This is a genomic window from Kitasatospora sp. NPDC004240 (genome assembly GCF_053603215.1).
In genome coordinates, this window is sequence record NZ_JBSGFD010000039.1 from 29938 (window position 1) to 54202 (window position 24265).

The 24265-nt window shown below is 74.3% G+C and carries 23 protein-coding genes and 1 pseudogene; 15 read left to right on the plus strand and 9 right to left on the minus strand.

What is annotated here, in order from left to right; translation table 11 throughout:
- Positions 1 to 15 precede the first annotated feature (15 nt).
- Positions 16 to 1314 carry an ATP-grasp domain-containing protein gene (locus tag ACWEQL_RS13395; protein WP_452150360.1) on the minus strand — a complete coding sequence of 433 codons (1299 nt, stop codon included), beginning with the start codon at positions 1312 to 1314 and terminating at the stop codon, positions 16 to 18.
- 169 nt (positions 1315 to 1483) lie between these two features.
- On the opposite strand from ACWEQL_RS13395, the gene ACWEQL_RS13400 reads away from it, so the two are divergent.
- The 5 genes and pseudogenes from ACWEQL_RS13400 to ACWEQL_RS13420 all read left to right on the plus strand — a co-directional run bounded on the left by ACWEQL_RS13400 (position 1484) and on the right by ACWEQL_RS13420 (position 7237).
- Positions 1484 to 2062, plus strand: a complete 579-nt coding sequence (locus tag ACWEQL_RS13400) for a GNAT family N-acetyltransferase (RefSeq protein WP_452150361.1) — start codon at positions 1484 to 1486, stop codon at positions 2060 to 2062.
- Positions 2063 to 2195: 133 nt separating this feature from the next.
- Positions 2196 to 2849, plus strand: coding sequence for a TetR/AcrR family transcriptional regulator (locus tag ACWEQL_RS13405; RefSeq protein ID WP_452150362.1), 654 nt, complete (start codon positions 2196 to 2198; stop codon positions 2847 to 2849).
- 227 nt (positions 2850 to 3076) lie between these two features.
- Complete coding sequence (locus ACWEQL_RS13410) at positions 3077 to 4615, plus strand: MFS transporter (RefSeq protein WP_452150363.1); 1539 nt, start codon at positions 3077 to 3079, stop codon at positions 4613 to 4615.
- A 407-nt stretch (positions 4616 to 5022) separates the two neighbouring features.
- Positions 5023 to 6627, plus strand: a pseudogene (gene qcrB / locus ACWEQL_RS13415) (cytochrome bc1 complex cytochrome b subunit); the annotation flags it as partial.
- A gap of 169 nt (positions 6628 to 6796) precedes the next feature.
- Positions 6797 to 7237, plus strand: coding sequence for a PPOX class F420-dependent oxidoreductase (locus ACWEQL_RS13420; RefSeq protein WP_452150364.1), 441 nt, complete (start codon positions 6797 to 6799; stop codon positions 7235 to 7237).
- A gap of 123 nt (positions 7238 to 7360) precedes the next feature.
- Here ACWEQL_RS13420 and ACWEQL_RS13425 read toward each other — a convergent pair whose 3' ends face one another.
- Both ACWEQL_RS13425 and ACWEQL_RS13430 read right to left on the minus strand, forming a co-directional pair.
- Positions 7361 to 7759 (minus strand): hypothetical protein, encoded by a 399-nt coding sequence (locus ACWEQL_RS13425; RefSeq protein ID WP_452150365.1) that lies wholly within the window; start codon positions 7757 to 7759, stop codon positions 7361 to 7363.
- A gap of 339 nt (positions 7760 to 8098) precedes the next feature.
- A complete protein-coding gene (locus tag ACWEQL_RS13430) occupies positions 8099 to 8368 on the minus strand; it encodes a DUF1876 domain-containing protein (RefSeq protein WP_452150366.1) in 270 nt (89 codons plus the stop codon).
- Positions 8369 to 8509: 141 nt separating this feature from the next.
- Here ACWEQL_RS13430 and ACWEQL_RS13435 point away from each other — a divergent pair, with 141 nt between their 5' ends.
- From ACWEQL_RS13435 to ACWEQL_RS13445, 3 genes are read left to right on the plus strand one after another with little or no spacing between them, the layout of a single operon-like run.
- Positions 8510 to 9436 carry a YndJ family protein gene (locus ACWEQL_RS13435; RefSeq protein ID WP_452150367.1) on the plus strand — a complete coding sequence of 309 codons (927 nt, stop codon included), beginning with the start codon at positions 8510 to 8512 and terminating at the stop codon, positions 9434 to 9436.
- Complete coding sequence (locus ACWEQL_RS13440) at positions 9433 to 9969, plus strand: DUF1990 family protein (RefSeq protein WP_452150368.1); 537 nt, start codon at positions 9433 to 9435, stop codon at positions 9967 to 9969. Before ACWEQL_RS13435 ends, ACWEQL_RS13440 begins: the two co-directional genes overlap by 4 nt.
- A gap of 54 nt (positions 9970 to 10023) precedes the next feature.
- Entirely contained in the window at positions 10024 to 10695 is a 672-nt protein-coding gene (locus tag ACWEQL_RS13445; protein WP_452150369.1) for a hypothetical protein, read from the plus strand.
- Positions 10696 to 10820: 125 nt separating this feature from the next.
- On the opposite strand, the gene ACWEQL_RS13450 is transcribed toward ACWEQL_RS13445, so the two are convergent.
- The 3 genes from ACWEQL_RS13450 to ACWEQL_RS13460 all read right to left on the minus strand — a co-directional run bounded on the left by ACWEQL_RS13450 (position 10821) and on the right by ACWEQL_RS13460 (position 12858).
- A complete protein-coding gene (locus tag ACWEQL_RS13450; protein WP_452150370.1) occupies positions 10821 to 11606 on the minus strand; it encodes a zf-HC2 domain-containing protein in 786 nt (261 codons plus the stop codon).
- On the minus strand, positions 11603 to 12175 hold the full coding sequence (locus tag ACWEQL_RS13455; RefSeq protein ID WP_452150371.1) for a sigma-70 family RNA polymerase sigma factor: 573 nt from the start codon (positions 12173 to 12175) through the stop codon (positions 11603 to 11605). The genes ACWEQL_RS13450 and ACWEQL_RS13455 overlap by 4 nt, the downstream gene beginning before the upstream one ends.
- A 113-nt stretch (positions 12176 to 12288) precedes the next feature.
- The gene (locus ACWEQL_RS13460) at positions 12289 to 12858 is read right to left on the minus strand and encodes a hypothetical protein (protein WP_452150372.1); all 570 of its coding nucleotides are present in this window, start codon (positions 12856 to 12858) and stop codon (positions 12289 to 12291) included.
- 448 nt (positions 12859 to 13306) lie between these two features.
- Between ACWEQL_RS13460 and trxA the strand changes: the two genes are divergently transcribed.
- Positions 13307 to 13699, plus strand: a complete 393-nt coding sequence (gene trxA / locus ACWEQL_RS13465; protein WP_452150373.1) for a thioredoxin — start codon at positions 13307 to 13309, stop codon at positions 13697 to 13699.
- A 194-nt stretch (positions 13700 to 13893) separates the two neighbouring features.
- On the opposite strand, the gene ACWEQL_RS13470 is transcribed toward trxA, so the two are convergent.
- Complete coding sequence (locus ACWEQL_RS13470; protein ID WP_452150374.1) at positions 13894 to 14850, minus strand: helix-turn-helix transcriptional regulator; 957 nt, start codon at positions 14848 to 14850, stop codon at positions 13894 to 13896.
- A 104-nt stretch (positions 14851 to 14954) separates the two neighbouring features.
- Here ACWEQL_RS13470 and ACWEQL_RS13475 point away from each other — a divergent pair, with 104 nt between their 5' ends.
- From ACWEQL_RS13475 to ACWEQL_RS13485, 3 genes are all read left to right on the plus strand, one after another.
- Positions 14955 to 15695, plus strand: a complete 741-nt coding sequence (locus tag ACWEQL_RS13475) for an alpha/beta fold hydrolase (protein ID WP_452150375.1) — start codon at positions 14955 to 14957, stop codon at positions 15693 to 15695.
- Between the two features lie 209 nt (positions 15696 to 15904).
- A complete protein-coding gene (locus ACWEQL_RS13480; protein WP_452150376.1) occupies positions 15905 to 17380 on the plus strand; it encodes a dihydrolipoyl dehydrogenase family protein in 1476 nt (491 codons plus the stop codon).
- 157 nt (positions 17381 to 17537) lie between these two features.
- Complete coding sequence (locus tag ACWEQL_RS13485) at positions 17538 to 18632, plus strand: WD40/YVTN/BNR-like repeat-containing protein (RefSeq protein ID WP_452150385.1); 1095 nt, start codon at positions 17538 to 17540, stop codon at positions 18630 to 18632.
- 92 nt (positions 18633 to 18724) lie between these two features.
- Here the strand turns inward: ACWEQL_RS13485 and ACWEQL_RS13490 are convergent, their stop codons facing one another.
- Positions 18725 to 19768: an aldo/keto reductase gene (locus ACWEQL_RS13490; RefSeq protein WP_452150377.1), complete on the minus strand. Its 1044-nt coding sequence runs from the start codon at positions 19766 to 19768 to the stop codon at positions 18725 to 18727.
- A 111-nt stretch (positions 19769 to 19879) separates the two neighbouring features.
- On the opposite strand from ACWEQL_RS13490, the gene ACWEQL_RS13495 reads away from it, so the two are divergent.
- Both ACWEQL_RS13495 and ACWEQL_RS13500 read left to right on the plus strand, forming a co-directional pair.
- The gene (locus ACWEQL_RS13495) at positions 19880 to 20647 is read left to right on the plus strand and encodes a TetR/AcrR family transcriptional regulator (protein WP_452150378.1); all 768 of its coding nucleotides are present in this window, start codon (positions 19880 to 19882) and stop codon (positions 20645 to 20647) included.
- A 131-nt stretch (positions 20648 to 20778) separates the two neighbouring features.
- The gene (locus ACWEQL_RS13500) at positions 20779 to 22446 is read left to right on the plus strand and encodes a serine/threonine-protein kinase (RefSeq protein WP_452150379.1); all 1668 of its coding nucleotides are present in this window, start codon (positions 20779 to 20781) and stop codon (positions 22444 to 22446) included.
- Positions 22447 to 22524: 78 nt separating this feature from the next.
- Here ACWEQL_RS13500 and ACWEQL_RS13505 read toward each other — a convergent pair whose 3' ends face one another.
- A complete protein-coding gene (locus ACWEQL_RS13505) occupies positions 22525 to 23049 on the minus strand; it encodes a GNAT family N-acetyltransferase (RefSeq protein ID WP_452150380.1) in 525 nt (174 codons plus the stop codon).
- Between the two features lie 83 nt (positions 23050 to 23132).
- On the opposite strand from ACWEQL_RS13505, the gene ACWEQL_RS13510 reads away from it, so the two are divergent.
- Positions 23133 to 24265, plus strand: a 1133-nt coding sequence (locus ACWEQL_RS13510; RefSeq protein WP_452150381.1) for a hypothetical protein, incomplete at its 3' end; no start/stop codon positions are given.

The following is a 24265-nucleotide window of genomic DNA, read 5'->3' on the forward strand; positions in this document are numbered from 1 at the left end:
GGTCGGCGGGGGTCGTCACGCGGGCACCGCCTGCGGCTCGGCGGCCGGACACGCCTCGGCGGCGTAGCGCGGGGTGAGCGCGGCGAGCAGCCGTTCGGCCGTACGGCGGGCGCCGGCGCCCTCGGTGTCGGCCGTCATCAGGTGGCCCAGGTACTCGTTGTTGCTGGTCGCGGGCCGGACCTCGCGGCCGGGGCCGGCCAGCGACAGCTCCACCACGGCGGGGTCGCGGCGCACCTCGGGCTCCCCGTCGAAGCCCTCCAGCAGCCCGTCGCGCTCCGGCAGCAGGAAGGCGATGGCGGCGCTGGCCACACCGGTGGGGTGGACGGCCAGGTCGGGCACCCGGCCGAGGGCGACGTCCACCGCGGCGGCGGCGAGGTCGACCCCGGTGACCCGGCGGACCAGCTCGGTGATCCGGTTGCCGGCCGGGCGCGGATTCACCTCGACCACCCGGGGGCCGCCGGGGGTGAGCCTGATCTCGGTGTGCGCGACCACCTGGTCCAGGCCCAGGGCGTCGAGCGCGGCGACGGCGGTGCCGGCGGCGGCCCGGGCGTCCGCGGGGCCCAGCGCGGCGGGGAACATGTGGCCGGTCTCGACGAAGGACGGCGCGCCGCCGAGGCTCTTGTCGGTGATCCCGACCACATGGGTGGCGCCGCCGTAGGAGACCGTCTCGACGCTGACCTCGGGGCCGGTGAGCAGTTCCTCCAGCAGCACGGCGGACTCCCGGCGCTGCCCCCGGGCGTTCACCGGGAACCCCTCCAACGCCCGCATCGCCGCGTCGAGTTCACGCCGGTCGGCGACCTCGCGGACGTACATCCCGGCGCACAGGTCGACCGGCTTGACCACCAGCGGGTAGCCGATGGCGCGGGCGGCGGCGAAGGCCTGCTCGCGGTCGGCGCAGAGCGCGTACGCGGGCCCGGCGACGTCGGCCGCGCCGAGCGCGCCGCGGGTGAGGTCCTTGCGGCAGGCGGCGGTGACGGCCTCCGGGTCGGGCCCGGGCAGACCGAGGTGGCGGGCGACCCGGGCGACGGCGGGCAGGTAGTAGTCGCAGGAGGAGAGCACCCCGTCGAAGCCGAGCACCCGGTGCAGCCGCTCGGCGTACGGGAGCAGGGCGGCGGGGTCGTTGGTGTCGGCGGTGAGGACGTTCTCGGCGGCGAGCAGCGGGTGCGGGCCGTCGGCCGGTGCCCCGGCGGCGCGCAGGTAGTGGTGCAGGTCGCGGGTGAGGAAGGTGAAGCGGTGGCCGCCCTCGCCCAGGGCCCTGGGCAACAGCCTGCTCATGGAGCCGACCCAGCTCTCGATGACCAACAGATGCGCCACGGCTCTCCCTCGTCGACGGCCCCGGCCGGAGGGGCCGGGTGGTGCCGAGGGAGAACTTAACGGCATTCGTTTTCATTTTCAACATGCATTCGACGGTTCGGCAGATGAAAGTCGTTTTCATGTAGGCTACCGCTCGCCCCAGCCCGCCGTCACCCGCCGGAGCTATCTGATGAAGCGTCAATCTCCTTACCTGATCCGCCATGCGCTCCCCGAGGACGTCCCCGGTGCCCGTCGGCTGATCCTCGACACGCTCTACCGCGAGTTCGGCTACGGCTACGTCCCCGACTGGCACGCCGACGTGGTCGACCTCCAGGGCCACTACCTGGACCACCCCCGCCACACCCTGCTGGTCGCACGCCACGGGCCCGAGGTGGTGGCCACCACCGCGCTGCACTCCACCGGCCCGGCCCACCCTCCGCACCCGCGCGACCTGGCCGACCGCTACCCGTCCGGACCGACCGCCCAGCTGGTCCGGGTGTACGTGCGCGCCGAGCACCGCCGGCACGGGCTGGCCCGCGAGCTCGTCCGCCGGGCCTGCGGGTTCGCGGCCGCCGAGGGCGGCTACCGGCAGGTCTACCTGCACACCAACACGGCGATCCCGGGCGCCGAGGCGTTCTGGCGCAGCCTCGCCGAGGAGGTGTACGACGCCCGCCCGACCGGTGAGCACGGGCCCGGGGTCGCCACCGTCCACTTCGAGATCCCGCTGCACCGCCCGGCCCTGGTCCGGGCCGGTCGCAGTACGACGTGACGGCGATGTGACCGCGATGTGATGCAGGTCACACTTGAGATCGAAATACCGGGGATGGAGTCCCCGTTTAACCCTCCGTACGTGAAAACGGGGAAGACTTCCCCGCTATCATCGGAAGCGTAGGAGGAGAACCGTGAGCAGCGCCGCCGCCCCGACGCAGGCCGTCCGCACGCCCAGGCTGCGGGCGGACGCGACCCGCAATCGCGAGCGGATCGTGCTGGCCGCCCGGGAGGTGTTCGTCGAGCTCGGCGCGGACGCGCCGCTGGACGAGATCGCCAAGCGGGCCGGCGTGGGCAACGCGACGCTGTACCGGAACTTCCCCGACCGCCTCGCACTGATCCGCGAGGTGGTGCTCCTGGTCAAGAACCGCATCCTGGCGGCCGCCGAGGCCGCACCCGCGGAGAGCACCGGCCCGTTCAACGCCCTGGAGCGCTTCGCGCACGCGGCGGCGGACGAGCAGCTCGGCGCGCTCTGCCCCCTGCTCACCCGGCGCCTCGACCCCGAGGACCCGGCCCTGGTCGAGACGCGCGAGCGCCTCACCGCCAGCGTCGGCGCCCTCGTGGAACACGCCCGCGAGGCGGGCGAACTGCGGCCGGACGTCGACCCCACCGACCTGTTCATCGTGGTCAGCCAACTGACCCGCCCACTGCCGGGTACGTCCTGCGTACTGCTCGACGACTTCGTCCACCGGCACCTGCAGCTGTTCCTGGACGGCCTGCGGGCGCCCGCCCGCTCCACCCTGCCCGGCCGGGCGGCGACCTTCGAGGACTTCCGGCCGCAGGACTGACCCCCGGCCCCCGGGGCCCGACCCGGCCCGCCCCTTACGCCCCCGCACAACCCCGGCGCGACCCGCATGCCCGCGGACCGTCACGCCCGTTCCCTGCCTGCCTCCTTACACCTGCGCCTTACACCTGCCGCCTTGAGCCTGTCGCCTTACGTCTGACCCGAACCCATAGCGTCCGCACACGCACCGCCCTTCATTCGCAAGCCCTGACCCGTGAAGTGAGTACCCCCATGTCCCGAACCGCCGCGACACCGGCCGCCGCGCTGCCCGATCCGAGGCGCTGGAAGGCCCTGATCTTCATCGGCCTCGCCCAGCTGATGGTCGTCCTCGACGCGACCATCGTGAACATCGCCCTCCCCTCCGCCCAGCGCGACCTCGGCATATCCGACGGCAACCGCCAGTGGGTGATCACCGCCTACGCCCTGGCCTTCGGCGGACTGCTGCTGTTCGGCGGCCGGATCGCCGACCTGTGGGGACGCAAGCGCGCCTTCGTGGTCGGCCTGGTCGGCTTCGCGGCCGCCTCCGCGCTCGGCGGCGCGGCCGTCAACACCCCGATGCTGCTCGGCGCCCGCGCCCTGCAGGGCGTCTTCGGCGCACTGTTGGCACCGGCCGCGCTGTCGCTGCTCGCCGTGATGTTCACCGAGGCCAAGGAGCGCGCCAAGGCGTTCGGCATCTACGGCGCCATCGCCGGCGGTGGCGGCGCGATCGGCCTGATCCTCGGCGGCCTGCTGACCGAGTACCTCAACTGGCGCTGGACCTTCTACGTCAACATCCCCTTCGCCGTGGTCGCCGCCGTCGGCGCCGTCCTGGTGATCCGCGAGCCCGCCGGGGGCCGCAACCGCGACCGGCTCGACATCCCCGGCGTGCTGCTGGTGACCACCGGCCTGGTGGCCCTGGTGTACGGCTTCACCCGCGCCGAGTCCGACGGCTGGAGCTCGGGCGTGACCATCGCGATGTTCGTCGCCGCCGCCGTGCTGCTGGGTGCGTTCGTCCTGGTCGAGCGGGTCGTCAAGGCGCCGCTGCTGCCGCTGCGCGTCGTCCTGGACCGCAACCGCGGCGGGGTCTACCTGTCGCTCGGCCTGGCCGTGATCGGCATGTTCGGCCTCTTCCTGTTCCTGACCTTCTACCTCCAGGTGGTGCTGGGCTACAGCCCGGTGATCAGCGGCGTGGCCTTCCTCCCGATGGTGGCCGGCATGATCATCGGCTCCACCCAGATCGGCGCCCGGCTGATGACCCGGGTCGCCCCGCGGTACCTGATGGCCCCCGGCTTCCTGGTCGCCTCGCTGGGCATGCTGATCCTCACCCAGATCGACCTGGACAGCTCCTACCCGGCGCTGATCATGCCCGGCCTGATCCTGATGGGCCTCGGCATGGGCACCGCCTTCATGCCGGCGATGAGCCTGGCCACGCACGGCGTCCAGCCGCGCGACGCCGGCGTGGCGTCCGCCATGGTCAACACCTCGCAGCAGGTCGGCGGCGCGATCGGCACCGCGCTGCTGAACACCATCGCGGCCAGCGCCACCGCGACCTACCTCGCCGCGCACGCGGCGGAGGGCGCGGCCACCCCGGCCGCCGCCAAGGTCCTCCAGTTCCAGGGCATGGTGCACGGCTACTCCACCGCCATCTGGTGGTCCTTCGGGATCCTGCTGGCCGCGGCCGCGATCGCGTTCACGCTGATCAACACCGGCCGGCCGGGCGGCGCGGGCACGGTCGCCGGCTCGGCGGCCGGCGCGGGCGAGGCGGAGAAGGTGCCGGTGATGGCCCACTAGCGGCGGCCGGGCCGGAAGCCGGGCAAGCCGGCCGGCCTGGGACCCGGGCGGACCGGGAGCTGGGCGAACCGGCCGGCCTGGGACCCGGGCGGACCGGGCCCAGTCGGGTCGGGCCGAGCGAATGAGGAGCGGCCCGTCCGGTGCGAGTCACCGGGCGGGCCGCTTCGGCTTTCCGCCTCCGGGTCGCCGGGGCTCTGCGGCCGGGGTTCCAGGTCGCGGGGCTCTGGGGCGTCGGGGCTCTGGAGCGTCGTGGCTCCAGGGCTCCGGGTCGTCGGCGGGACGGACCCCCGAAGCAAACGGGGAGAACCCCCCGGTTATTGTGGTCCCCGCACGCGAAAGCGGGGAGCAATCCCCGCTTAACCTCGGGGTGCCCGCCACGGCGCCCACCGGACAGGGGGAAGTGGGACATGACCCGCACACCGGCTCCCGGACGCGCCCGGCGCGCGGCCGACTGGGCGGACGGCCGACTGGGCCTCCACACCCTGGCCAGGGCCAATCTGCGCAAGATCTTTCCGGACCACTGGTCCTTCATGCTGGGCGAGATCTGCCTCTACACCTTCGTGATCATCATCCTCAGCGGCGTCTACCTGACGCTCTTCTTCAAGCCGTCCATGGGCGAGGTGATCTACGACGGCTCGTACGTGCCGCTCAAGGGCGTGCCGATGTCCGAGGCCTACGCCTCCACGGTGGACCTCAGCTTCGAGGTGCGCGGCGGACTGCTGGTCCGCCAGATCCACCACTGGGCGGCGGTGGTCTTCGTCGCGGCGATGTTCGTCCACATGATGCGGGTGTTCTTCACCGGGGCCTTCCGCAAGCCGCGCGAGATCAACTGGCTGTTCGGCTTCCTGCTGCTCTTCCTCGGCATGCTGGACGGCTTCTTCGGCTACTCGCTCCCCGACGACCTGCTGTCCGGCACCGGCATCCGGTTCATCGAGGGCGTCGTGCTGGCCCTGCCGCTGGTCGGCACGTACGTGCAGATGTTCCTGTTCGGCGGCGAGTTCCCCGGCACCGACATCATCCCGAGGTTCTTCACCATCCACGTCCTGCTGGTCCCCGGGATCATGGTGGGCCTGCTCGTCGCGCACCTGATCCTGGTCTTCTTCCACAAGCACACCCAGTGGGCCGGGCCCGGCCGCACCGAGCGCAACGTGGTCGGCATGCCGCTGATGCCGGTGTACATGGCCAAGGCCGGCGGGTTCTTCTTCCTGGTCTTCGGCGTCGTCGCGGTGATGTCGGCCGTCGCCACCATCAACCCGATCTGGGCGTACGGCCCGTACCGCCCCGACCAGGTCTCCACCGACGCCCAGCCGGACTGGTACATGGGCTTCGCCGAGGGCCTGATCCGGGTCATGCCGGGCTGGGAGATCGGCCTGTGGGGCCACACGCTGAACCTGGGCGTGCTGATCCCGTTCACGCTGTTCCCGCTGGTCCTCGGCGCGATCGCGGTCTACCCGTTCGTCGAGAGCTGGATCACCGACGACGAGCGGGAACACCACCTGCTGGACCGCCCGCGCAACGCCCCCGTCCGCACCGCCCTCGGCGCCGCGTGGATCTCCCTCTACCTGGTAATGCTGGCCGGCGGCGGCAACGACCTCTTCGCCACCCACCTCCACCTGTCGCTCAACACCATCACCTACGCCGTACGGGTGGGCTTCTTCGTGGTTCCCGTCGCGGTCTTCGCCATCACCCGCCGCTGGTGCCTGGGCCTCCAGCGGCGCGACCGCGAGAAGGTGCTGCACGGACGCGAGACCGGCGTCATCCGGCGGCTGCCGCACGGCGAGTTCGTCGAGGCGCACGCACCGCTCCCGCAGGCCGAACTGCACCGGCTCACCGCGCACGAGCAGCCCCGAGCCCTCGAACTGCCGGCCCCGGTGGACGAGAATGGTGTCGCCCGGCGGACGGGGATCCTCGCCCGCACCCGGGCCCGGCTCTCCCACGGGCTGTACGGGGAGGGCAACCGGATCCCGAAGCCCACGGCCGAGGAGTACCGGGCGCTGCACGCGGGGCCGGGTGACCTCGGGCCGGGGCACTCGGGTGACCCTGAGCCGGGGCACTCGGGGCCGGGGTACTCAGGCCACTCGAACCGCTCGGACCGCTCGGACCGCTCGGACCACGAACTCACCGGCGACCACGGCCACTGAGGTCAGGCCGCCCGTCGCCCCGGGACGCGAGGAGGACACCGTGCACCACCGCACCGACCGGCTCGCCGACAGCAGATACCTCCTGCTCACCACCTTCGACGAGGACGGCCGCCGGGTGGAGTCGCAGATCTGGGTGGTCGCCGACGGCCCCGCACTCGGCATCTGGACCCCGACCCACTCCGGCGAGGCCGAACGCATCCGCCGCCACCCCCGGGTCCTGATCGGCCCCTGCGACGCCCACGGCCGCCCCACCGGGCGTCGGTTGCCGGCCCGCGCCGCCGTCTGCGACGAGGACGACACCGCCCGCTACCGGACCTCGCTGATCAACAAGTACGGCCTCACCGCCCTGTTCGCCCTCGCCCGCAGCCGCATCAAGGTGGGCCTGGCCGGCACGGTCGGCATCCGCATCACCCTCAGCGAGATCGAGCGACGCCTGATCGGACCGGAGTGGGAGCTGCCGGCCACGTACTGCCCGAACTGAGGGCGCGACCCCACCGGGTCCCGCCCACGGCGAGGGTGCGCCCGGGACCGACGGCGTGGGACGGCGACGATCGGCAGCGGGCGGGGACGCGGGGGCGGCCTTCGGGCCGGCCCCGCGTCTCGTTCACTGTTGTGTCGGCTTCACCGTTGTGTCCGCGTTCACTGCCGCAATGATGTTCACGGCTGCGGTGGCGTTTACGGCGGGGTTGATGTTCACGTTGGCATTGGCATTCACGGTTTCGGCAGCGTTCACTGCCATGTCGGCGTTCACCGTTGCGCCGACGTTCACCATCCCATCGGCGTTCACTGCTACGTGAACGTTCACTGATGGGTTGGCGTTCACGGCGACACCACGACGCACCGCGGCGCTCCCGTTCACCATGGCGCCACCGCTCACCCTGGAGTGAGGGTCCACCACGCGGGCACTGTTCACGTTCCCGTGAACGCTCACCACAACCCCGGCATTCACCGGATCGTGAACGCTCACCGGAGCGCCACGGCTCACCACACCGTCATCGTTCACCGCATGCCACTGCCCGAGGAGCCTCCTCCAGGGTCACGTCCTCGGGGGCTCTGGCGAGGTCCCCCGGTTCACAGGCCTCACGGCCGGTGCCCTCGTGCACCACGAGAATCGGCCGCGCCGAGTCGCTGGGCACCACCAACTGCGGGTGGCCACAACGCGGGCAGATCAGCGGGATTGTCGGCATCCGGACCTCCCTCCGTATGCCCCACGGGAAACCTGCCTGGAAACCGCCGGGCCCGAGCCGGCACCTCCGAGGGCCACCGGCGCCATCGGCCGGCCACCGGCCGCCGGCCACCTGGCACCGGCCACCGGTCGCCGGCCGCCCGGCGCCCGCCGAGGTCAGGTCAGCGGGTGGGTCGGGATCGGGCTGAGCGCCTGGATCTCCCCGTGCGCCTTGCCGAGGAGCTGCGAGGCAAGGTCGTTGAGCGCACGCGCCGCCGAGATCTCCTCGCCGACCCTCAGTTGCTCCGGGTCGGACGGGTGCCTGCTGGTGTAGCCGTGCGCCCGCAGCTCCGTACCGTCGCTCAGCCTGAGCAACGCGGCCGCGGACGTCCTGGCCCCTTCTTCGCGGAACTCCATCTCGATGTGCCAACCGACCAGAGTCTTCATGGCGGATCACCTCCATCGGTTACCTCTCCAGAGTGCGCCGCACCCAGCGTGAACACCAGAGATGGCGGACTTGAACGCGTTCAATCTCCCGCGTACAGTCCTCGACGAAGGAACTTGAACACGTTCAAGACAGGTGCGCCGATGTCCGCCTTGCCCGCCGGAACCACCGAACTGGTCAACCTCCTCGTCCTGCTCGGCATGGGCGCCGTGATCCCCCTCGGCCTCGCGCTGATCGACGAACCCGGGCTCGCCCGCCTCCGCCGCTGGTGGCCGCTGGCCGCCGTACCCGGCGCGCTCTCGCTCTGGCTTCCGCGCGGCGCCCTGGCCGCCGGCTGCGCGACCCTGTACGCGCTCGGTACGCTCGCGGTCGCCGCCCACGCCCCGGTGCGACTGCTGCGGGAGCGTTCCCTCGCCCCGCGCGAGATCGCCGTGCTGACCGCGCTGGCCTCGCCGCCCGTCGCCGGGATCGCGCTGGTCGCCGAACGCTCCGGTCACCGGCTGCTCGGCTTCGACCTCGACATCCTGGCGCTCACCGTGCCGCACTTCCACTACGCGGGCTTCACCGCCGCCCTGGTCGCCGGACTGGTCTGCCGCGCCGCGCCCGACCGCGCCGAGGCCCGCTGGGCCGCGCTCAGCGTGCCGTGCGGCACCCTGCTGGTGCTGGCCGGCTACTTCACCGGGGACTGGGTCGAGCTCGCCGGCGCCGTGGTCCTGACCGCCGGGATGTGGCTGGTCGGGCTGCTCGGCTGGCGCGACCTGAGAACCCGCACCCCCGACCGGGGCACCGCCACCCTGCTCGCCGTCTCCTCGGCCGTCCTCGCCGCGACCATGCTGCTCGCCCTCTGGTGGGCACTGGGCGAGGCCTCCGGCATCCCTCACCCCACGCTGAGCTGGATGGCGGCCACCCACGGCGTCGGCAACGCGCTGGGCTTCGCCCTCTGCTCCCTGCTCGCCTGGCGCCGCCTCGGCGGCGCACCCGGCCACGGAGCCACCGAGGCGCCCGTCCGCACACCCGACCACACAGCCGTCCGCACACCCGACCACACACCCCAGGAGGCCCGCCCGTGAACCCGGACCCCGGCACCCACCCCGACCTCAACTACCCCGAGGTCGGCGCCAGTACCCGGCCCGGTCCGCTGCCCGTGGGCTACCGCCACCTGCACCACCGGGTGCTCCTCGGCCACGGCCGCGCCGCCCTGGAGGCCGCAGGCGAGGCCGTGCTCGACTGGCGGATGCACCGCGCGGGCGGCGTGCTGGTCACCTCCGACGCGGTACGGGCGGAGCCCGGGGCGGCTGTCACCTGCGCGATCGGCCTCGGTCCGCTGCGGGTCGGCGCCCCCTGCCGGGTGATCTGGAGCGAGCGCGGCCCCGACCGGTACGGCTTCGCGTACGGCACCCGGGAGGGCCACCTGGCCGTCGGCGAGGAGACCTTCCTGGTGGAGATGGCCCCGGACAAGGCGGTCTGGTTCACCGTCAACGCCTTCAGCCGACCGCAGAGCCGGCTCGCCCGGGCGGCAGGGCCGCTGATGCCACTCGGCCAGCGGCTGTTCGCCCGTGCCTGCGGCCGCGCACTGACCCGAATCGCCTCCACCGCGCGGTAGTCGCCAGCCGGGAGGCGACCGGCGCACGGGCCCGCCGTACGGAAGACTCCTCTTGTGATCGTGTTGCAGCCCGTCCTTGAGATCGTCCTCCCCGACGACTTCGACCTCTGGCCCGTCGCCGAGGTCGAGCCGTACGGCTTCCTGGCGCTCGACGGTTCGATGACCCCGGAGCAGGTCGGCGCGGCCGTCGCCCGGATCGCCGACCACAAGCGGGCCGAGCCGGAGGAGCCCGACCGGCCCGACGGCAAGGCCGAGGACCCGTTCGACGCCCTGCTGTGCGGGCCGGCCCACTGCGAACAGCCGTACGCGCCGGGCGGGTTCCGGGTGGCCGACCCGTCCACCGGTGCCGTACTCGTTCCCGGCTGCTGCAACGGAGTCGAGGAGTGGCGCGACTGGCTGGACATGCTCGACGGGCACGGCCCCCGCGGCTTCGGTCACGACCCCTCCCCCTCCCCCTCCCCCTCCGCCGAACTCCTCGGCGACACCGCCCGGTTGACCGTGGCGAACGAGCGGGAGGACAGCCCGGTGATCGAGCTGCCCGCCACCGAGCTGCGCCGGCTCGTCGCCGGGGCCGAGCGCGACCTCGTCGACTTCCTGGACCTGGCCGGCCGCTGGGCTGCCGTCACCCTCCCGGCCCGGCACGTCGCGCCGGTCACCGCCGCGCTCGCCCGCGCGCTCGACCCCGGCCCCGACCTCGCCCTGGCCCCGGCCCCGGCCCCGGCGTAGCCCCCGGCCCCGCCCCCCGCTCCCGCGGACTGAGAGCAGGCCGCGGGAATGGGCCGGCACGGGAGCACGCCGGCCTGAGAAGTCACCGACGTGAGAGCCCACCGGCGCAGCGCCCGGCCCGGCGATCAGGCGGGCGCCGCCGGCACGCTCACCAGGAGCTTGCCCCCGTCCAGGGTGCGTACCTCGAAGTGATCGATGTCGGCGGGACGGAAGCCCACACCGCCGACAGTGCGCAGGGGCGCGGGCATGTCGCTCGTACCGTAGCCGACCGCGGGGACGCTCCAACTGGTGACGGTCTGGCGCTCCCCGGTGCGTCCGACGGCGATCAGGCTGCAGGTCAAAGGCCCCTGCAGGCGGGAGAGTTCGAGGCTCACCTGGCTCCCCCAGCCCTTGCTCTCCACGCCGACGCGCGCCTGTGCGCCGGTGTCCGGGTCGGTGGCGGCGAACTGCGGCGCGGCGACGGTGGCGGGAGGCGCCGGGTCGGCGGAGACCAGGACGGCGGTGACCGCCGGGCCGCCGATCACCAGTACGGAGGCCGCCAGCGCCAGCACGAGGCGACGCGTCCGGCCACGACGGCGCCGGGTGGACACCTCGGCGACCAGCCGCTCCAGGCTCGCCGGGCTCTCCTCGTGCTCCGAGTTCTGCGGGGAGCCCCCCGAGCCCCCCGAGCCCTGCCGGGAGCTTCCCGAGTCCTGCGGGCCGGGAGCGGCCGGGGCGGCGTAGCCCGCGGCCGGGTCGGCGGCTGCCACGTACTCGGCCAGCAACCGCTCCATGAAGGAGAGTTCGCCGACCTGCCGGGCGCACTCCGGGCACCCGGCCAGGTGCACCTCGAAGGCGGCGCGCTCGGCCGGATCGAGCACGTTGAGGACGTACGCGCCGACGTCGACGTGGTCCTGCCCGGACGGCGTCACGATGTCACTCCCCTTTCCTCCAGCGCGAGCTTCAGCGACCGCAGTGCGTAGAACACCCGTGACCGTACGGTACCGGCGGGGATGCCGAGTTCCACGGCCGCCTCGTTGACCGTCCGGCCCATCAGGTAGGTCTCGACGATGACCCGGCGGTGCGCCTCGGTCAGGTCGTTGAGCGCCTCGGAGATGGTCATCAGCCGGAGCGCCCGGTCGAGTTCGTCCTCGGCGGGCAGCAGTTCCAGCGGCGCCGGGTCCACCTCGCGCGGACGGGCCTGGCTGCTGCGGTGGCCGTCGATGACGATCCGCCGCGCGACCGTGACCAGCCACGGCCGCAGCGAACCGGAATCCGGATCGAGCCGGTGGATGTTGCGCCAGGCCCGGACCAGGGTCTCCTGCACCACGTCCTCGGCGCGCTGGCGGTCGCCCGCGACCAGGTGCAGCACGAAGCCGAGCAGCGGCCCGGCGTGCTCCCGGTACAGGGCGCGCATCAGCTCCTCATCGGGCGCGGACGATCCGCGCGCCGCAGGGTCGCTATGGCGGTGCTCCCCAGTCACCACGCCATCCTTGCGCACCCATCACCTCCGGGTCGAGTTTCCACGGCCCCGAGCGGCCGGGTGGTGCGGGCGCTCGGGGCTGTCCGTTCGCACGGTGACCGGCCACGGGCGCCCCCGGGCCGGCCGCCGGCTCAGTAGCCGCCGTAGCCGGGGGTGCCCGACCCGGTGGGCGCGGCCGCCTTCTCGCCGGTCGGGGCGACGACGAACCAGTTGCCGCCGACCCCCTGGCCCTTGGTCTCGCCCGGCTTGGTGTCCGGGGCGTAGCGGTAGAGCGGCCAGCCGTTCAGGGTGAGCTGCTTGGCGCCGTCGGCCCGGGTGACGCTGCCGACGAGCTTGGCGTCCAGGCCCTTCACGGCGGCCGGGTCCCCGGCGGGGACGGGCGGCCAGGTGACGGCGCAGTTCCCGTTGCAGTTGGAGACCGGCGGCTTGGCGGTGTCCTTGTCGAAGCGGTAGAGCGTCAGGCCCGCCGCGTCAGTGACGATCGGACCGAGCTTGGGGTCCGTGGCCACCTGGAGCGGGGAGCCGCCGGCGGGTGCCCCGGTCGGGGGCGCGGACGGAGCGGCGGAAGTGGCCGGGGCGGAGGTGGCCGGGGCGGCGGCTCCGCCGTCACCGGAGGAGCCGCAGGCCGTCACCAGGGCGAGCGTGGTGAGGCCCGCCGCGGTCAGCAGTGCGGTGCGGCCGGTTCGGCTGGTGGTGCGCATCGGTGTTCCCCCTGGGTGGGCGCGGACCGGCACGCTCCCGGAGCCGGTCCCGTCGTGTCGGTGCGGGCACCTCCTGCGGCGCCCGTGCCCATGAGTACGGACCGGATCCGCAGATCGCTCAACGCCCGGCGGATTTTTTTCCGGCGGGTTCGAACGGGCTCCCGGCCCGCGGGGACGGGACGGTTCCCGACCCGTGGGAACGGGAACCTTGCCGACTCGTCGGGTCGGGTCGGGTCGGGTCGGGTCGGGTCGGGTCGGAACGGCCACCGGCTCGCGGGCAGGGGATGCCCCGCCCGTACGGGCGGAACGGCCGCGACCGGCGAGGGGCCCGCCACGGTACCCCCGGACGGGGCGGGCGGGCCCGGAATAGCCGCGCGGTGCGGGCCGTTGTCCGGGGCGCACGGCCTGAACCAGCATCGAGCCACCTCCGGAAGGCAGGATTACCGACATGAGCAACACGGTCGAGCTGACCAAGGAGAACTTCGACGAGATCGTCCCCGGCCCCGAGGGCAAGGACTTCGTCTTCATCGACTTCTGGGCGGCCTGGTGCGGCCCGTGCCGGCAGTTCGCGCCGGTCTTCGAGAAGGCGGCCGAGCGGCACTCCGACCTGGTCTTCGCCAAGGTGGACACCGAGGCGCAGCAGGAGCTGGCGGCGGCGTTCGGGATCCAGTCGATCCCCACGTTGGCGATCATCCGGGAGGGCGTCATGGTGTTCTCGCAGCCCGGTGCGCTGCCGGAGGCGGTGTTCGAGGACCTGATCGGCCAGGCCCGGAAGCTGGACATGGCCGAGGTGAAGCGGAAGGTCGCCGAGCAGGGCGGCGCGGAGGACGCGACGGTCTGAGCCGCCGCCCGCCGGCCTCGGCGGGCGTGACGAGCGGCCCGGGGTGTGACGCACCCCGGGCCCGTCGTCATGCCAGCAGGCGTGCGGCGAGGCCGTCGAGGAGCAGGCGTACGACCAGGTCGGGATGAGCGTGGCCGGCGGCGCGCTGAGCCGCCCGGGGGCGGGGCCCGCAGGGGCGGGGGGCCGCGGGGCCGTCAGCCCGCGCTCCACCGGTCGAGCCGCCCGGCGAGGGCCCGCACCTCCTCGCGCAGGGCGTCCGGGGTGCGCACGGTGAACGGCCAGCCCAGTCCGGCCAGCATCACCGCCATCCCGTCCAGGTGCTGGGCCCGGGCCCTCAGCAGCACCCGGCCGTCCCCGGTCCCGGTGACCGTGCCGGCGGTGGGCGGGATGCGCAGCCGGGCGGCGTCCAGGGTGGTGTCCAGGACCACCTCGACCTCGTGCTGCCAGGGCACCGCCGCCAGCGACTCCATGACCCGCCGCACCGGGTCGAAGCCCTCCGGCGGTTCGAACACGACCTCCCGCAGTTCGGCGCGCGTGATCCGGTCCACCCGGAAGGTGCGCGGCTCGCCGCTGCGGTGGTCCAGGCCGGTGGTGTACCAGCGGCCGGAGTGGAAGACCAGCCCGTACGGGTCGAACTCGCGGTCGCTGGGCTCCCCGTGCCGGTCCCGGTAGGAGAGCCGGGTGCGCCGGCCCCGGCGGGTGGCCTCGGCGAGGGTGAACAGGGCGGCGGCGGCCGGACTGGGCCCGGCGGCGGGGGCGGCGGTCAGGCCGAGGGTCAGTTCCACCGCCTCGACCCGTTCGCGCAGCGCCGGCGGCAGCACCCGCTGGATCTTGGCGAGCGCGGACTCCGCCGCCCGCTCGCCCACGGACAGCCCGGAGCGGCGCCCGGCGAGCAGTCCGAGCACCACCGAGGCGGCCTCGTCCGCGGTCAGCATCAGCGGCGGCAGCCGGTAGCCGGGCAGCAGCCGGTAGCCGCCGTACCGGCCGCGCTCGGCCCGGACCGGGATGCCGAGCTCGACCAGCCGCGCGGTGTAGCGGCGCACCGTGCGCTCGTCCACGTCCAGGCGCTCGGCCAGTTCGGGGCCGGTGAGGCCGGGCCGGTCCTGGAGCAGTTCCAGCAGGGCGAGCACGCGGCTGACCGGATGATCCATCCGTACTCCTCGCCCATCGGGCCCGAATCCGGGCGGGTTCCGTCCTGATTCGATCCTAGAGTCGGAGACGTCGGAAGTCCCGCGATCTCCCGAGGTGGATCACCATGAGCACGTTCGTTCTCGTTCCCGGTTTCTGGCTCGGCGCCTGGGCCTGGGACGACGTCGCCCGGCCGCTGCGCGAGGCCGGGCACACCGTCCACGCCGTGACGCCCACCGGCCTGGCCGAGCGCTCCGCCGAGGGCGGGCCCGGGGTCGACCTGGAGACCCACATCACCGACCTGACCGATCTGCTCACCCGCGAGGACCTCTGGGACGTCGTCCTGGTCGGTCACAGCGGCGGGGGCGCCCCGGTCACCGGCGCCGCCGACCGAATGCCCGAGCGGATCAGCCGCGTGGTGTACGTGGACAGCGGCCCGCTCCTCGACGGCAGCTCGCTCGCCGACCTGTTCCCGCCGGAGACCAACGCCCGGATCGCGGCCACCCTGGTCGACGGCTGGGGCTACCCGCTGCCGTCCTGGGAGGAGCTGACCGCCGAGGGCTCCAGCCTGGACGGCCTCGACGAGGCGGCGCTGGCCCGCTTCCGCGAGCGGGCGACCCCGGAGCCGCTCGGGGCGGTCAACCGGCCGCTGCGGCTCACCGGGGGCGGCGAGAAGCTGCCGAAGACGCTGCTGACCTGCTCGTTCCCGCTGGAGCAGGTGCGGGCCATGATCGCCTCCGGGCACCCGTTCTTCTCCGCGCTGGGCGGGGACGAGTGGGAGCTGCGCGAGCTGCCCACCGGGCACTGGCCGATGTTCTCCCGGCCGGCCGACACGGCGGCGGCGCTGGCGGAGATCGCGGCGGGCTGAGCCCGACGGGGCGTCCGGCGGGCGCCCGTCCGCACCCCGACCACACCCCGACCACACCCTGACCGCGCACGCGGACACACGTGTGCAGGACACACGTGTACACGTGTACGCCCGCGCGGCACCGGGTACGCGGAGCCCCTGACCAACAGTGAACCGGTCACCCCGGCGCAGCCCGCCGGGGTGACCGACGGCACCACGGAGGAGCGGGTATGAGCGGGCAGCACGGCGGCGGGTCCGGCACGCACGGCGGGAGCGGGGACGCCGAGGAGTACGACGTCATCGTGCTGGGCGCCGGCTCCACCGGGGAGAACGTCGCCGACCGCACGGTCGCCGCCGGCCTGCGCACGGTGATCGTGGAGAGCGGGCTGGTCGGCGGCGAGTGCTCGTACTGGGCCTGCATGCCGAGCAAGGCGCTGCTGCGGCCGGTCGCGGCGCTCGAAGCGGCCCGTTCGGTGGCCGGCGCCCGGGAGGCCGTGGGCGGCGGCCGGCTGAACGCGGCGGCGGTGCTGGCACGCCGGGACTCCTTCACCTCCCACTGGCAGGACGACGGCCAGGTGAAGTGGCTCCGCGACACCGGGATCGACCTGGTGCGCGGGCACGGCCGGCTGGCCGGCGAACGGACGGTGACGGTGGCGACCGCGGACGGCGCCGAACGGCGGCTGACCGCCCGGCACGCCGTCGCCGTCTGCACCGGCAGCCGCCCGGTGCTGCCGCACGACGTGCCCGGCCTGGCGGACGCCCGACCGTGGACCAACCGGGAGGCGACCGGCGCCCGGGCCGTGCCCGGGAGGCTCGCGGTGGTCGGCGGCGGCGTGGTCGGCGTGGAGCTGGCCACCGCCTGGCGGGCGCTGGGCAGCGAGGTGGTGCTGCTGGTCCGCGGCGACCGGCTGCTGCCCCGGATGGAGCCCTTCGCCGGCGAGCTGGTCGCCGAGGGGCTGCGCGCGGCCGGGGTCGACCTCCGCTTCGGCACCGGGGTGAGCGCCGTGGCGCGCGACGGGGACGGCGTGACGCTCACCCTCACCGAGGGCGGTCCGCTGCACGCCGACGAGGTGCTGTACGCGACGGGCCGCGCCCCGCGCACCGCGGACATCGGGCTGGAGACGGTGGGGCTGAAGCCCGGCGACTGGCTGGCGGTGGACGACAGCTGCACCGTGCGCGGGGTGGACGGCGACTGGCTGTACGCGGCCGGCGACGTCAACCACCGGGCGCTGCTCACCCATCAGGGCAAGTACCAGGCCCGGATCGCCGGCGCGGTGATCGGCGCGCGCGCCAAGGGGAGCGAGCTGGACACCGCGCGCTGGGGCGCGCACACCGCCTCCGCCGACACCGCCGGGGCGCCCCAGGTGGTGTTCACCGAGCCGGAGGTCGCGGCCGTGGGCCTCACCCTGGAGGCCGCCGAGCGGGCCGGTCTGCGGGTCCGGGCCGTCGACCACGACCTCGGCGCCGTCGCCGGGGCCTCGCTGTACGGCGACGACTACCGGGGCCGGGCCCGGGTGGTGGTCGACCTGGACCGATTGGTGCTGGTCGGCGCCTGCCTCACCGGCCCGGGCGTCGCCGAACTGCTGCACTCCGCGACCGTCGCGGTGGTCGGCGAGGTGCCCGTCGACCGGCTCTGGCACGCCGTGCCCGCGTACCCGACGATCAGCGAGGTCTGGCTGCGGCTGCTGGAGGGTTGCCGGGGGTGACGCCCCGCCCGTACGGGAGACGCCGGGCGCGGCCCGCCGCCCGCACGGGAGACCGGCGCGGCGGGATGTGGCCGCGCCGGTCCGGCGGCAGACTGGCCGGTGGAGCCGGGGAGGGGCTCCCGGGGGCCGTTTCGCCGACCCGGGTGGTGTGAGGGAATTGACCGAGGTGCTGTTGGCCGTCGGAACCGAGAAGGGCCTCTTTCTCGGCCGCAGTCGCGACCGGCTGGACTGGGAGTTCAGCGGGCCGCACTTCGCGATGAACGCGATCTACTCCGTCTCCGTCGACCGGCGCGCCGACCGGGTGCGGATCCTGGTGGGCGCCGACAGCAGCCACTGGGGCCCGTCGGTCTGGCGCTCGGACGACCTCGGGGCGAGCTGGTTCGAGCCGCCGCGCCCCGCGATCCGCTTCCCCGAGCACACCGGGGCCGCCCTCACCCGGGTCTGGCAGCTCCAGCCGGCCGGACGGGAGGCGCCCGGGGTGGTGTACGCGGGCACCGAGCCCGCCGCGCTGTTCCGCTCCGAGGACGGCGGCGAGACCTTCTCGCTGGTCGAGGCCCTCTGGGAGCACCCGCAGCGCGCCGAATGGGGCGCCGGCTACGGCGGCCAGGGCCTGCACACCATCGTCACCGACCCCCGGGACCCCCAGCGGCTGCTGGTCGCGGTCTCCAGCGGCGGCGTCTACCGGACCAAGGACGGCGGTGCCGGCTGGCAGCCGTCCAACACCGGTCTGCGGGCCGAGTTCCTGCCCGAGGAGAGCCAGTACCCCGAGTTCGGCCAGTGCGTGCACAAGATCGCCCAGGACGCCGCCGACCCGGACCGCCTGTACCTGCAGAACCACGGCGGCGTCTACCGCAGCGACGACGCCGGCCACAGCTGGCGGTTCATCGCCGACGGCCTGCCCGCCGACTTCGGCTTCGCGGTGGCCGCCCACCCGAGCCGGGCGGACACCGCCTACCTGTTCCCGCTCGGCGGCTCCGGGGACCGCATCCCGCCCGGCCGGCGCTGCCGGGTGTTCCGCACCGAGGACGCCGGCACCACCTGGCAGCCGCTCTCCGACGGCCTCCCCGACGAGGACCACTACGGCGTGGTGCTGCGCGACGCGCTGCGCACCGACGACCTCGAACCGGCCGGCATCTACTTCGGCAACCGCACCGGCGAGGTCTACGCCAGCCGGGACGAGGGTCTGACCTGGCGGCTGCTGGTCTCCCACCTCCCGGACGTGCTCTGCGTCCGCGCCGCGGCGGTGGCCTGAGGCGCCCGCCGGCGGGCCCGTCCGCCCGCCTGCGCTCGACGGGCGGACGGGCGGACGGGCGGACGGCGGCGGTGCACCCGGGGACGGCGGTGTCAGCGGGCGGCCGTGAGCGGCGGGTTGAGCCGGGCGAAGCCCTCCTGGCGCTCGTACGGGAAGTACGGGTACGGGGCCGGCCTGGCGCTCGCGGCGTCCAACCGGGCCATCTGGTCGGGGGTGAGCTGCCAGCCGACCGCGCCGAGGTTCTGCCTCAGCTGCTCCTCGTCCCGGGCACCGATGATCACGGACGAGACGGTGGGCCGCTGGAGCAGCCAGTTGAGGGCGATCTGCGGGACGGCCCGGCCGGTCTCGGCGGCGATCCCGTCGAGCGCGTCGACCACCCGGTAGAGGTCCTCGTCGGCCACCGGCGGGCCGTAGTCGGCGGTCCGGTGCAGCCGGCTGCCGGCCGGGAGCGGCTCGCCGCGGCGGATCCGGCCGGTCAGCCGGCCCCAGCCGAGCGGGCTCCACACCACGGCCCCGAGGCCCTGGTCGGCGCCCAGCGGCATCAGCTCCCACTCGTAGTCACGCCCGATCAGCGAGTAGTAGACCTGCTGGGCGACGTAGCGGGGCCGGCCGTGCCGATCGGCGGCGGCGAGCGACTTCATGGTCTGCCAGCCGGAGAAGTTGGACACGCCCAGGTAGCGGACCTTGCCGGCCTGGACCAGGGTCTCCAGCGTGGCGACCACCTCCTCGACCGGGGTCGCCGCGTCGTAGGCGTGCAACTGGAAGAGGTCGAGGTAGTCGGTGTCGAGCCGGCGCAGGGCAGCGTCGACGGCCGCGATCAGGCGGGAGCGGGAGGTCCCGGCGTCCATCGGGCCGTCCCCGAGGGGCAGCCCGGCCTTGGTGGAGATGATCACCTTGTCCCGGCGGCCCTTGACCGCCGCGCCCAGCACCTCCTCGGAGGCCCCGTCGGAGTAGACGTCCGCCGTGTCGAACATGGTGATGCCCGCGTCCAGGCAGATGTCCACGAGCCGGCGCGCGGCCTGCACGCCGGTGTTGCCCCAGGCCTCGAAGAGCGGCCCCCGGCCGCCGAAGGTGCCGGCTCCGAAGCTCAGCGCGGAGACCTTGAGTCCGGACGCACCCAGCTGCCTGTATTCCATCTCAACCCCCAGGGACGATAGCGTGAGCAAGCACTAACGGGTCTGTGGTTCCGTTAGGCTCGTGATCGACGGTAACACGATGAACGCCGCTAATGGAACTGGAGTCCCGTTATGAAGGAGCAGGATGCCCTCGCGGGCACCCCGCAGGGCCTGCCGAGGGGCCCCGCACAGGGCTCCGGCCAGGCCCACGCGAAGGGCCCCGACCATGGCTCCGGCCAGGACGCCGGCCAGGACGCCGACCAGGCGGGCGACCCGGGTGATCCGGGTGATCCGGGCGATCCCGGCACGGTCCGGCCCGGTGGGCGCACGGCCCGGGTGCGGGCGGCGGTGCTCCGAGCGGCCGGCGACACCCTGGCCGAGCACGGCTTCGCCGGGACCGACCTGGCCGAGGTCGCCCGGCGGGCCGAGGTCGGCAAGACCACCGTCTACCGCCGCTGGGGCTCGATGACCGGCCTGCTCGCGGACCTGCTCGCCGACATGGCCGAGCAGTCCCTGCCGCGCACCGACGCCGGCTCGCTGCTGGACGACCTGACCGCCAACGCCCTGCTCGTCCAGCGCACCCTGACCGACCCCCGGCAGGGCCCCCTGTTCCGGGCCCTGCTCACCGCCGCGAGCTGCGACGCCAAGGCCGCCGAGGCGCTGCACCGCTTCTACGCCGTCCGCGTCGACGAGTGGGCGCCCTGCGTCGACCGGGCCGTCGAGCGGGGCGAGGCGCCGCCCGGCACCGACCCGCGCGAAGTCGTCCGCGCGGTCTCCGCCCCGCTCTACTACCGACTGCTGACCTGCCCGGACCCGCCCACCCCGGCGGACGCCGAGCGCTCCGCGGGGGCCGCGGCCGCGGCGGCGAAGGTGGGGGCGTACGTCCGCCGTCCCGCGTGAACCGCGACACCCGCCCCGGCGCCGGACATCTGGATCCCGCTGGACAGCTCGGCGTGATCCTCTCCGACCGACCGTCAGATCCCCCTATACTCCCCCTGCTTGAGCCGGGGATTTTCGGACAGGGGTGGGACATGGCCGAGGCTTCCATCGCGGGATGGGCGCTGCTGAGCACACCGGCAGCCGTCGTGGCCGGGTCGGCCCTGCTCGTACGACTGGGGACGTACCCGCTGCTGCTCAACGCCCAGGCGGCCGGACGGCGGCGGGCGGCCGCGGCGCACGGCGTGCCGGTGCCGGAGCGCGGGCCGTCGGCGCTCGGCAACCGGCTGGTCACCGGCCTCACCGTGGTCGGCGTCCTCCTCCTGCTGCAGGCCGAGACGGGGAGCCTGTGGGACCTGTGGTTCCCGGAGCTGAGGGGCGCCATCGTGACCAGCCCGCTCTCGCCCTACAGCCTCGTGTACGGCCACCACTACGACTGGCTCTACGGCCCACAACTCGGCCTCGCGCTGGTCGTCCTGGTGGGCTGGCTGTGGCTGTGGTTCCTGACCCGGCGCAACCTGCTGACCATCGGCATGCCCGCACCGGCCTGGGCGGCCGCCCGGGGGCGGATCGTCGCGGGGCTCATCGCGGGGCTGGTGACCGGGCTGCTCGTGCTGCCGATCGGGCTGGTCCTCGCGGCCCTGGTGTTCCAGGCGGCCGCCTTCACGGCCAGCCGGCGGCCGGCCCCGGTCGTCCCCGGGACCACCCCGCCGGCACCCGTACCCGTGCCTGTACCCGCGTCCGCACCCCAGGGCGTTCCGGCGCCCCGGCCGTACACGCCCACCCAGGTCGACCGTGCCGGCGCGCACGCCCCCGTGCCCGCGCCCGTACCCACCGCGCCCGCCGGGTCCGTGCCGCACCAGGAGCTGCGCGGGTACGAGCCACGGGTGATCGGCGGGTACCGGCTGCTCGGGCGGATCGGCACGGGTGGCATGGGGACGGTGTACCTGGCGCGCCGGGAGGGATCGGCGACGCAGGTGGCGCTGAAGACCATCAACCCCGAACTGCTCGACGACACCGAGCTGTTGCGCCGCTTCGAACGGGAGGCCGAGGTGCTGGGCATGGTGTCCGGCGCGTACACGGCACGGGTGCTGGACACCGGGGTGGCGGACGGGCGGCCCTACCTGGCGATGGAACTGCTGGACGGACGCCCTCTCGACGCGCACCTGCGCGAACAGGGCCCGATCCGCTCGCCGCAGGCGCTGCGGGCCCTGGCCCTCGCGCTGGCGACCGCGCTCGCCGGGGTCCACCGGCTCGGGCTGGTCCACCGGGACCTCAAGCCCGGCAACATCATGCTCACCACCGCCGGACCGCGCCTGTTGGACTTCGGCATCGCGGCGATCGTCGACGGCACCCGGCTGACCCGGACCGGCGGCGGCCCGGGGACACTGACCTACATGGCACCCGAGCAGTTCGGCGACGAGCCGGTGGGCCCGGCCGCCGACGTCTGGGCCTGGGCCTGCTGCGTGGTGTGCGCGGCGCACGGGGCCAGCCCGTTCGCGGCGACCAGCACCGGCGCGGTGATCCGCCGCATCGTGGACACCGGCCCGGAACCGGCCTCGATGGCGACGGTCGAGGCGCTCGACCCCTCCCTCGCGGCGACCGTCCGCCGGGCGCTGGCCGTCGAGGCCGCCGAGCGGCCCGCCGACGGCGCCGCCCTGCTGGACCTGCTCACCGCACCCGAGGGGCCCGGCCACACCCGGCCGGACGCGGGCGCGCTCCGGGAGGAGATCACCCTGGGCTGGCGCACGCTCGCGCTCTGACCGTCACACACCGCCGGCGACTCCGGGGGCCGGCGGGTCGCGGAGTCTGCGGGTCAGGGGGTCCGCGGTTTGCGTGGGTCAGCGGGTCAGCTCCTCGGCCAGCAGGTCCATCAGCAGCCCGTCGTGCCAACTGCCGTCGGGGCCGCGCTCGTACCGGCGCAGGATGCCCACGGGGCGGAAGCCGACCTTGGTGTAGCAGCGGATCGCCGCCAGGTTGTCGGTCGCCGGGTCGATGACCAGCCGGTGGTGGCCCAGGTCGTCGACGAGGTGGCGGGCGAGGGTGCGGACGGCGTCCGTGCCGACGCCGCGGCCGTGGACGGCGGTGCCGAGGTAGATGTCGATGCCCGCGTGGCGGTAGTCGGGGTCCGCCTCGGCGTACCACTGGATCGCGCCGACCACCCGGCCCTCGTACTCGATCGCGAAGGTCTCCGCGTCCGGGTCGGCCAGGTCGTCGGTGACCGCCGCCGTCAGGTCGTCGCCCCCGCGCCAGCGTCCGTACACCTCGGGCTCGGCCCGGATGGCCGCGAGGACCGGCACGTCCTCGCCGGTCGGCGGCCGGAGCCGCACCAGTTCTCCCCGCAGGATGGGCCGCGTCCCGGTCATGCCGCCATGATTCCACGGGCCGCTTCGGGGGCGGTCGGATTTACGTTGCGCGCTACCCGGCCGGGACGGGATGATCTCCGGCCGTGACTGCACTCCTGGCCGTTCTCGGGGCCGCCCTCCTCACCGCCCTGTTCCGAAAGTTCTTCCCCTCCGGCGACGCCGCCGACGCCGACGACGGCGCCCGTGACTGGGCGCGGAGGTCGTTCGACGCGGCCGCCTACGGACTGGTGCCGCGCGACGAACTGGAGCCCGCGCGTTCCGGACCTCCCGGCCCGTCCTACCGCCGCCGGGAGATACAGGCGATCGCCGACTCCGCGTGGCAGGGCGACTGGCGGCCGGCCGCCGCGTACGTGGCCTCGGCCCGGGACGACTGGGACGAGCGCTGGTCGCGGATCCAGCTGCTCGAACACATCGCCACCAAGGGCGACGAGTGGCTGGAGTCGTGGCGCTCGGCCGAGCCGGGCGACTGCGACGCCGCCACCCTGGAGGCCCGCCTGATGGTGCACCGGGCCTGGGAGATCCGCGGCAGCAAGTACGCGCACGAGGTGCCGGAGGCGGACATGGCCGAGTTCCGCCGCCTGCTGCCCGCCGCGATCGAGGCCGCGCGCCGGGCCTCGCTGCTGGCACCGGAGAACCCCGGCCCGTGGGTGGTCATGATCACCGCGGCCCGCGGGGCCCAGTACGAGCCGGACCGCTTCCGGCCGCTCTGGGACGAGCTGGTCGCCCGCGCGCCGTTCCACTACGACGCGCACTGGCAGGCGATGCAGTACTGGTGCGCCAAGTGGTTCGGCTCCGACGAGGAGATGCTGGACTTCGCCGAGCAGGCCGTGCGCAAGGCCCCGGCGGGCAGCCCGCTGGCGGGGATCCACCTGTACGCGCTGCAGGAGCTGGAGAAGCGCAACGGCGCGGGCGCGCTGCCGAAGGACCGGGCTGCGCGGGACCTGCTGACCGCGGTGGCCGCCTCGCTGGCGACGGTCCCCGAGGACGACGAGCACCTCTGGCAGCTGCGGCACCGGCTGGCGTACCACCTCGGCCGGGTCGGGCTGCACGCGGAGGCGCTGGAGCAGTTCCGGCTGCTGGGCCCGTGGTGCGGGTCGTACCCGTGGACGGGGGAGGACGACCCGGCGCTCGCCTTCGACCTGGCGCGCGGGGTCGCGGTGCGCCGCTCGCGGACCAAGCCGGACCCGGCGGCCGCGGCGGCGGGCGCCGCGCGGGC

Excerpts from the sequence above, each read along its gene's own strand:
- ACWEQL_RS13400 (WP_452150361.1), top strand. The coding sequence starts at position 1,484 with ATGAAGCGTCAATCTCCTTACCTGATCCGCCATGCGCTCCCCGAGGAC.
- ACWEQL_RS13410 (WP_452150363.1), top strand. The coding sequence starts at position 3,077 with ATGTCCCGAACCGCCGCGACACCGGCCGCCGCGCTGCCCGATCCGAGG.
- ACWEQL_RS13430 (WP_452150366.1), bottom strand. The coding sequence starts at position 8,368 with ATGAAGACTCTGGTCGGTTGGCACATCGAGATGGAGTTCCGCGAAGAA.
- ACWEQL_RS13435 (WP_452150367.1), top strand. The coding sequence starts at position 8,510 with ATGTCCGCCTTGCCCGCCGGAACCACCGAACTGGTCAACCTCCTCGTC.
- ACWEQL_RS13460 (WP_452150372.1), bottom strand. The coding sequence starts at position 12,858 with ATGCGCACCACCAGCCGAACCGGCCGCACCGCACTGCTGACCGCGGCG.
- trxA (WP_452150373.1), top strand. The coding sequence starts at position 13,307 with ATGAGCAACACGGTCGAGCTGACCAAGGAGAACTTCGACGAGATCGTC.
- ACWEQL_RS13470 (WP_452150374.1), bottom strand. The coding sequence starts at position 14,850 with ATGGATCATCCGGTCAGCCGCGTGCTCGCCCTGCTGGAACTGCTCCAG.
- ACWEQL_RS13475 (WP_452150375.1), top strand. The coding sequence starts at position 14,955 with ATGAGCACGTTCGTTCTCGTTCCCGGTTTCTGGCTCGGCGCCTGGGCC.
- ACWEQL_RS13480 (WP_452150376.1), top strand. The coding sequence starts at position 15,905 with ATGAGCGGGCAGCACGGCGGCGGGTCCGGCACGCACGGCGGGAGCGGG.
- ACWEQL_RS13490 (WP_452150377.1), bottom strand. The coding sequence starts at position 19,768 with ATGGAATACAGGCAGCTGGGTGCGTCCGGACTCAAGGTCTCCGCGCTG.
- ACWEQL_RS13495 (WP_452150378.1), top strand. The coding sequence starts at position 19,880 with ATGAAGGAGCAGGATGCCCTCGCGGGCACCCCGCAGGGCCTGCCGAGG.
- ACWEQL_RS13500 (WP_452150379.1), top strand. The coding sequence starts at position 20,779 with ATGGCCGAGGCTTCCATCGCGGGATGGGCGCTGCTGAGCACACCGGCA.
- ACWEQL_RS13505 (WP_452150380.1), bottom strand. The coding sequence starts at position 23,049 with ATGACCGGGACGCGGCCCATCCTGCGGGGAGAACTGGTGCGGCTCCGG.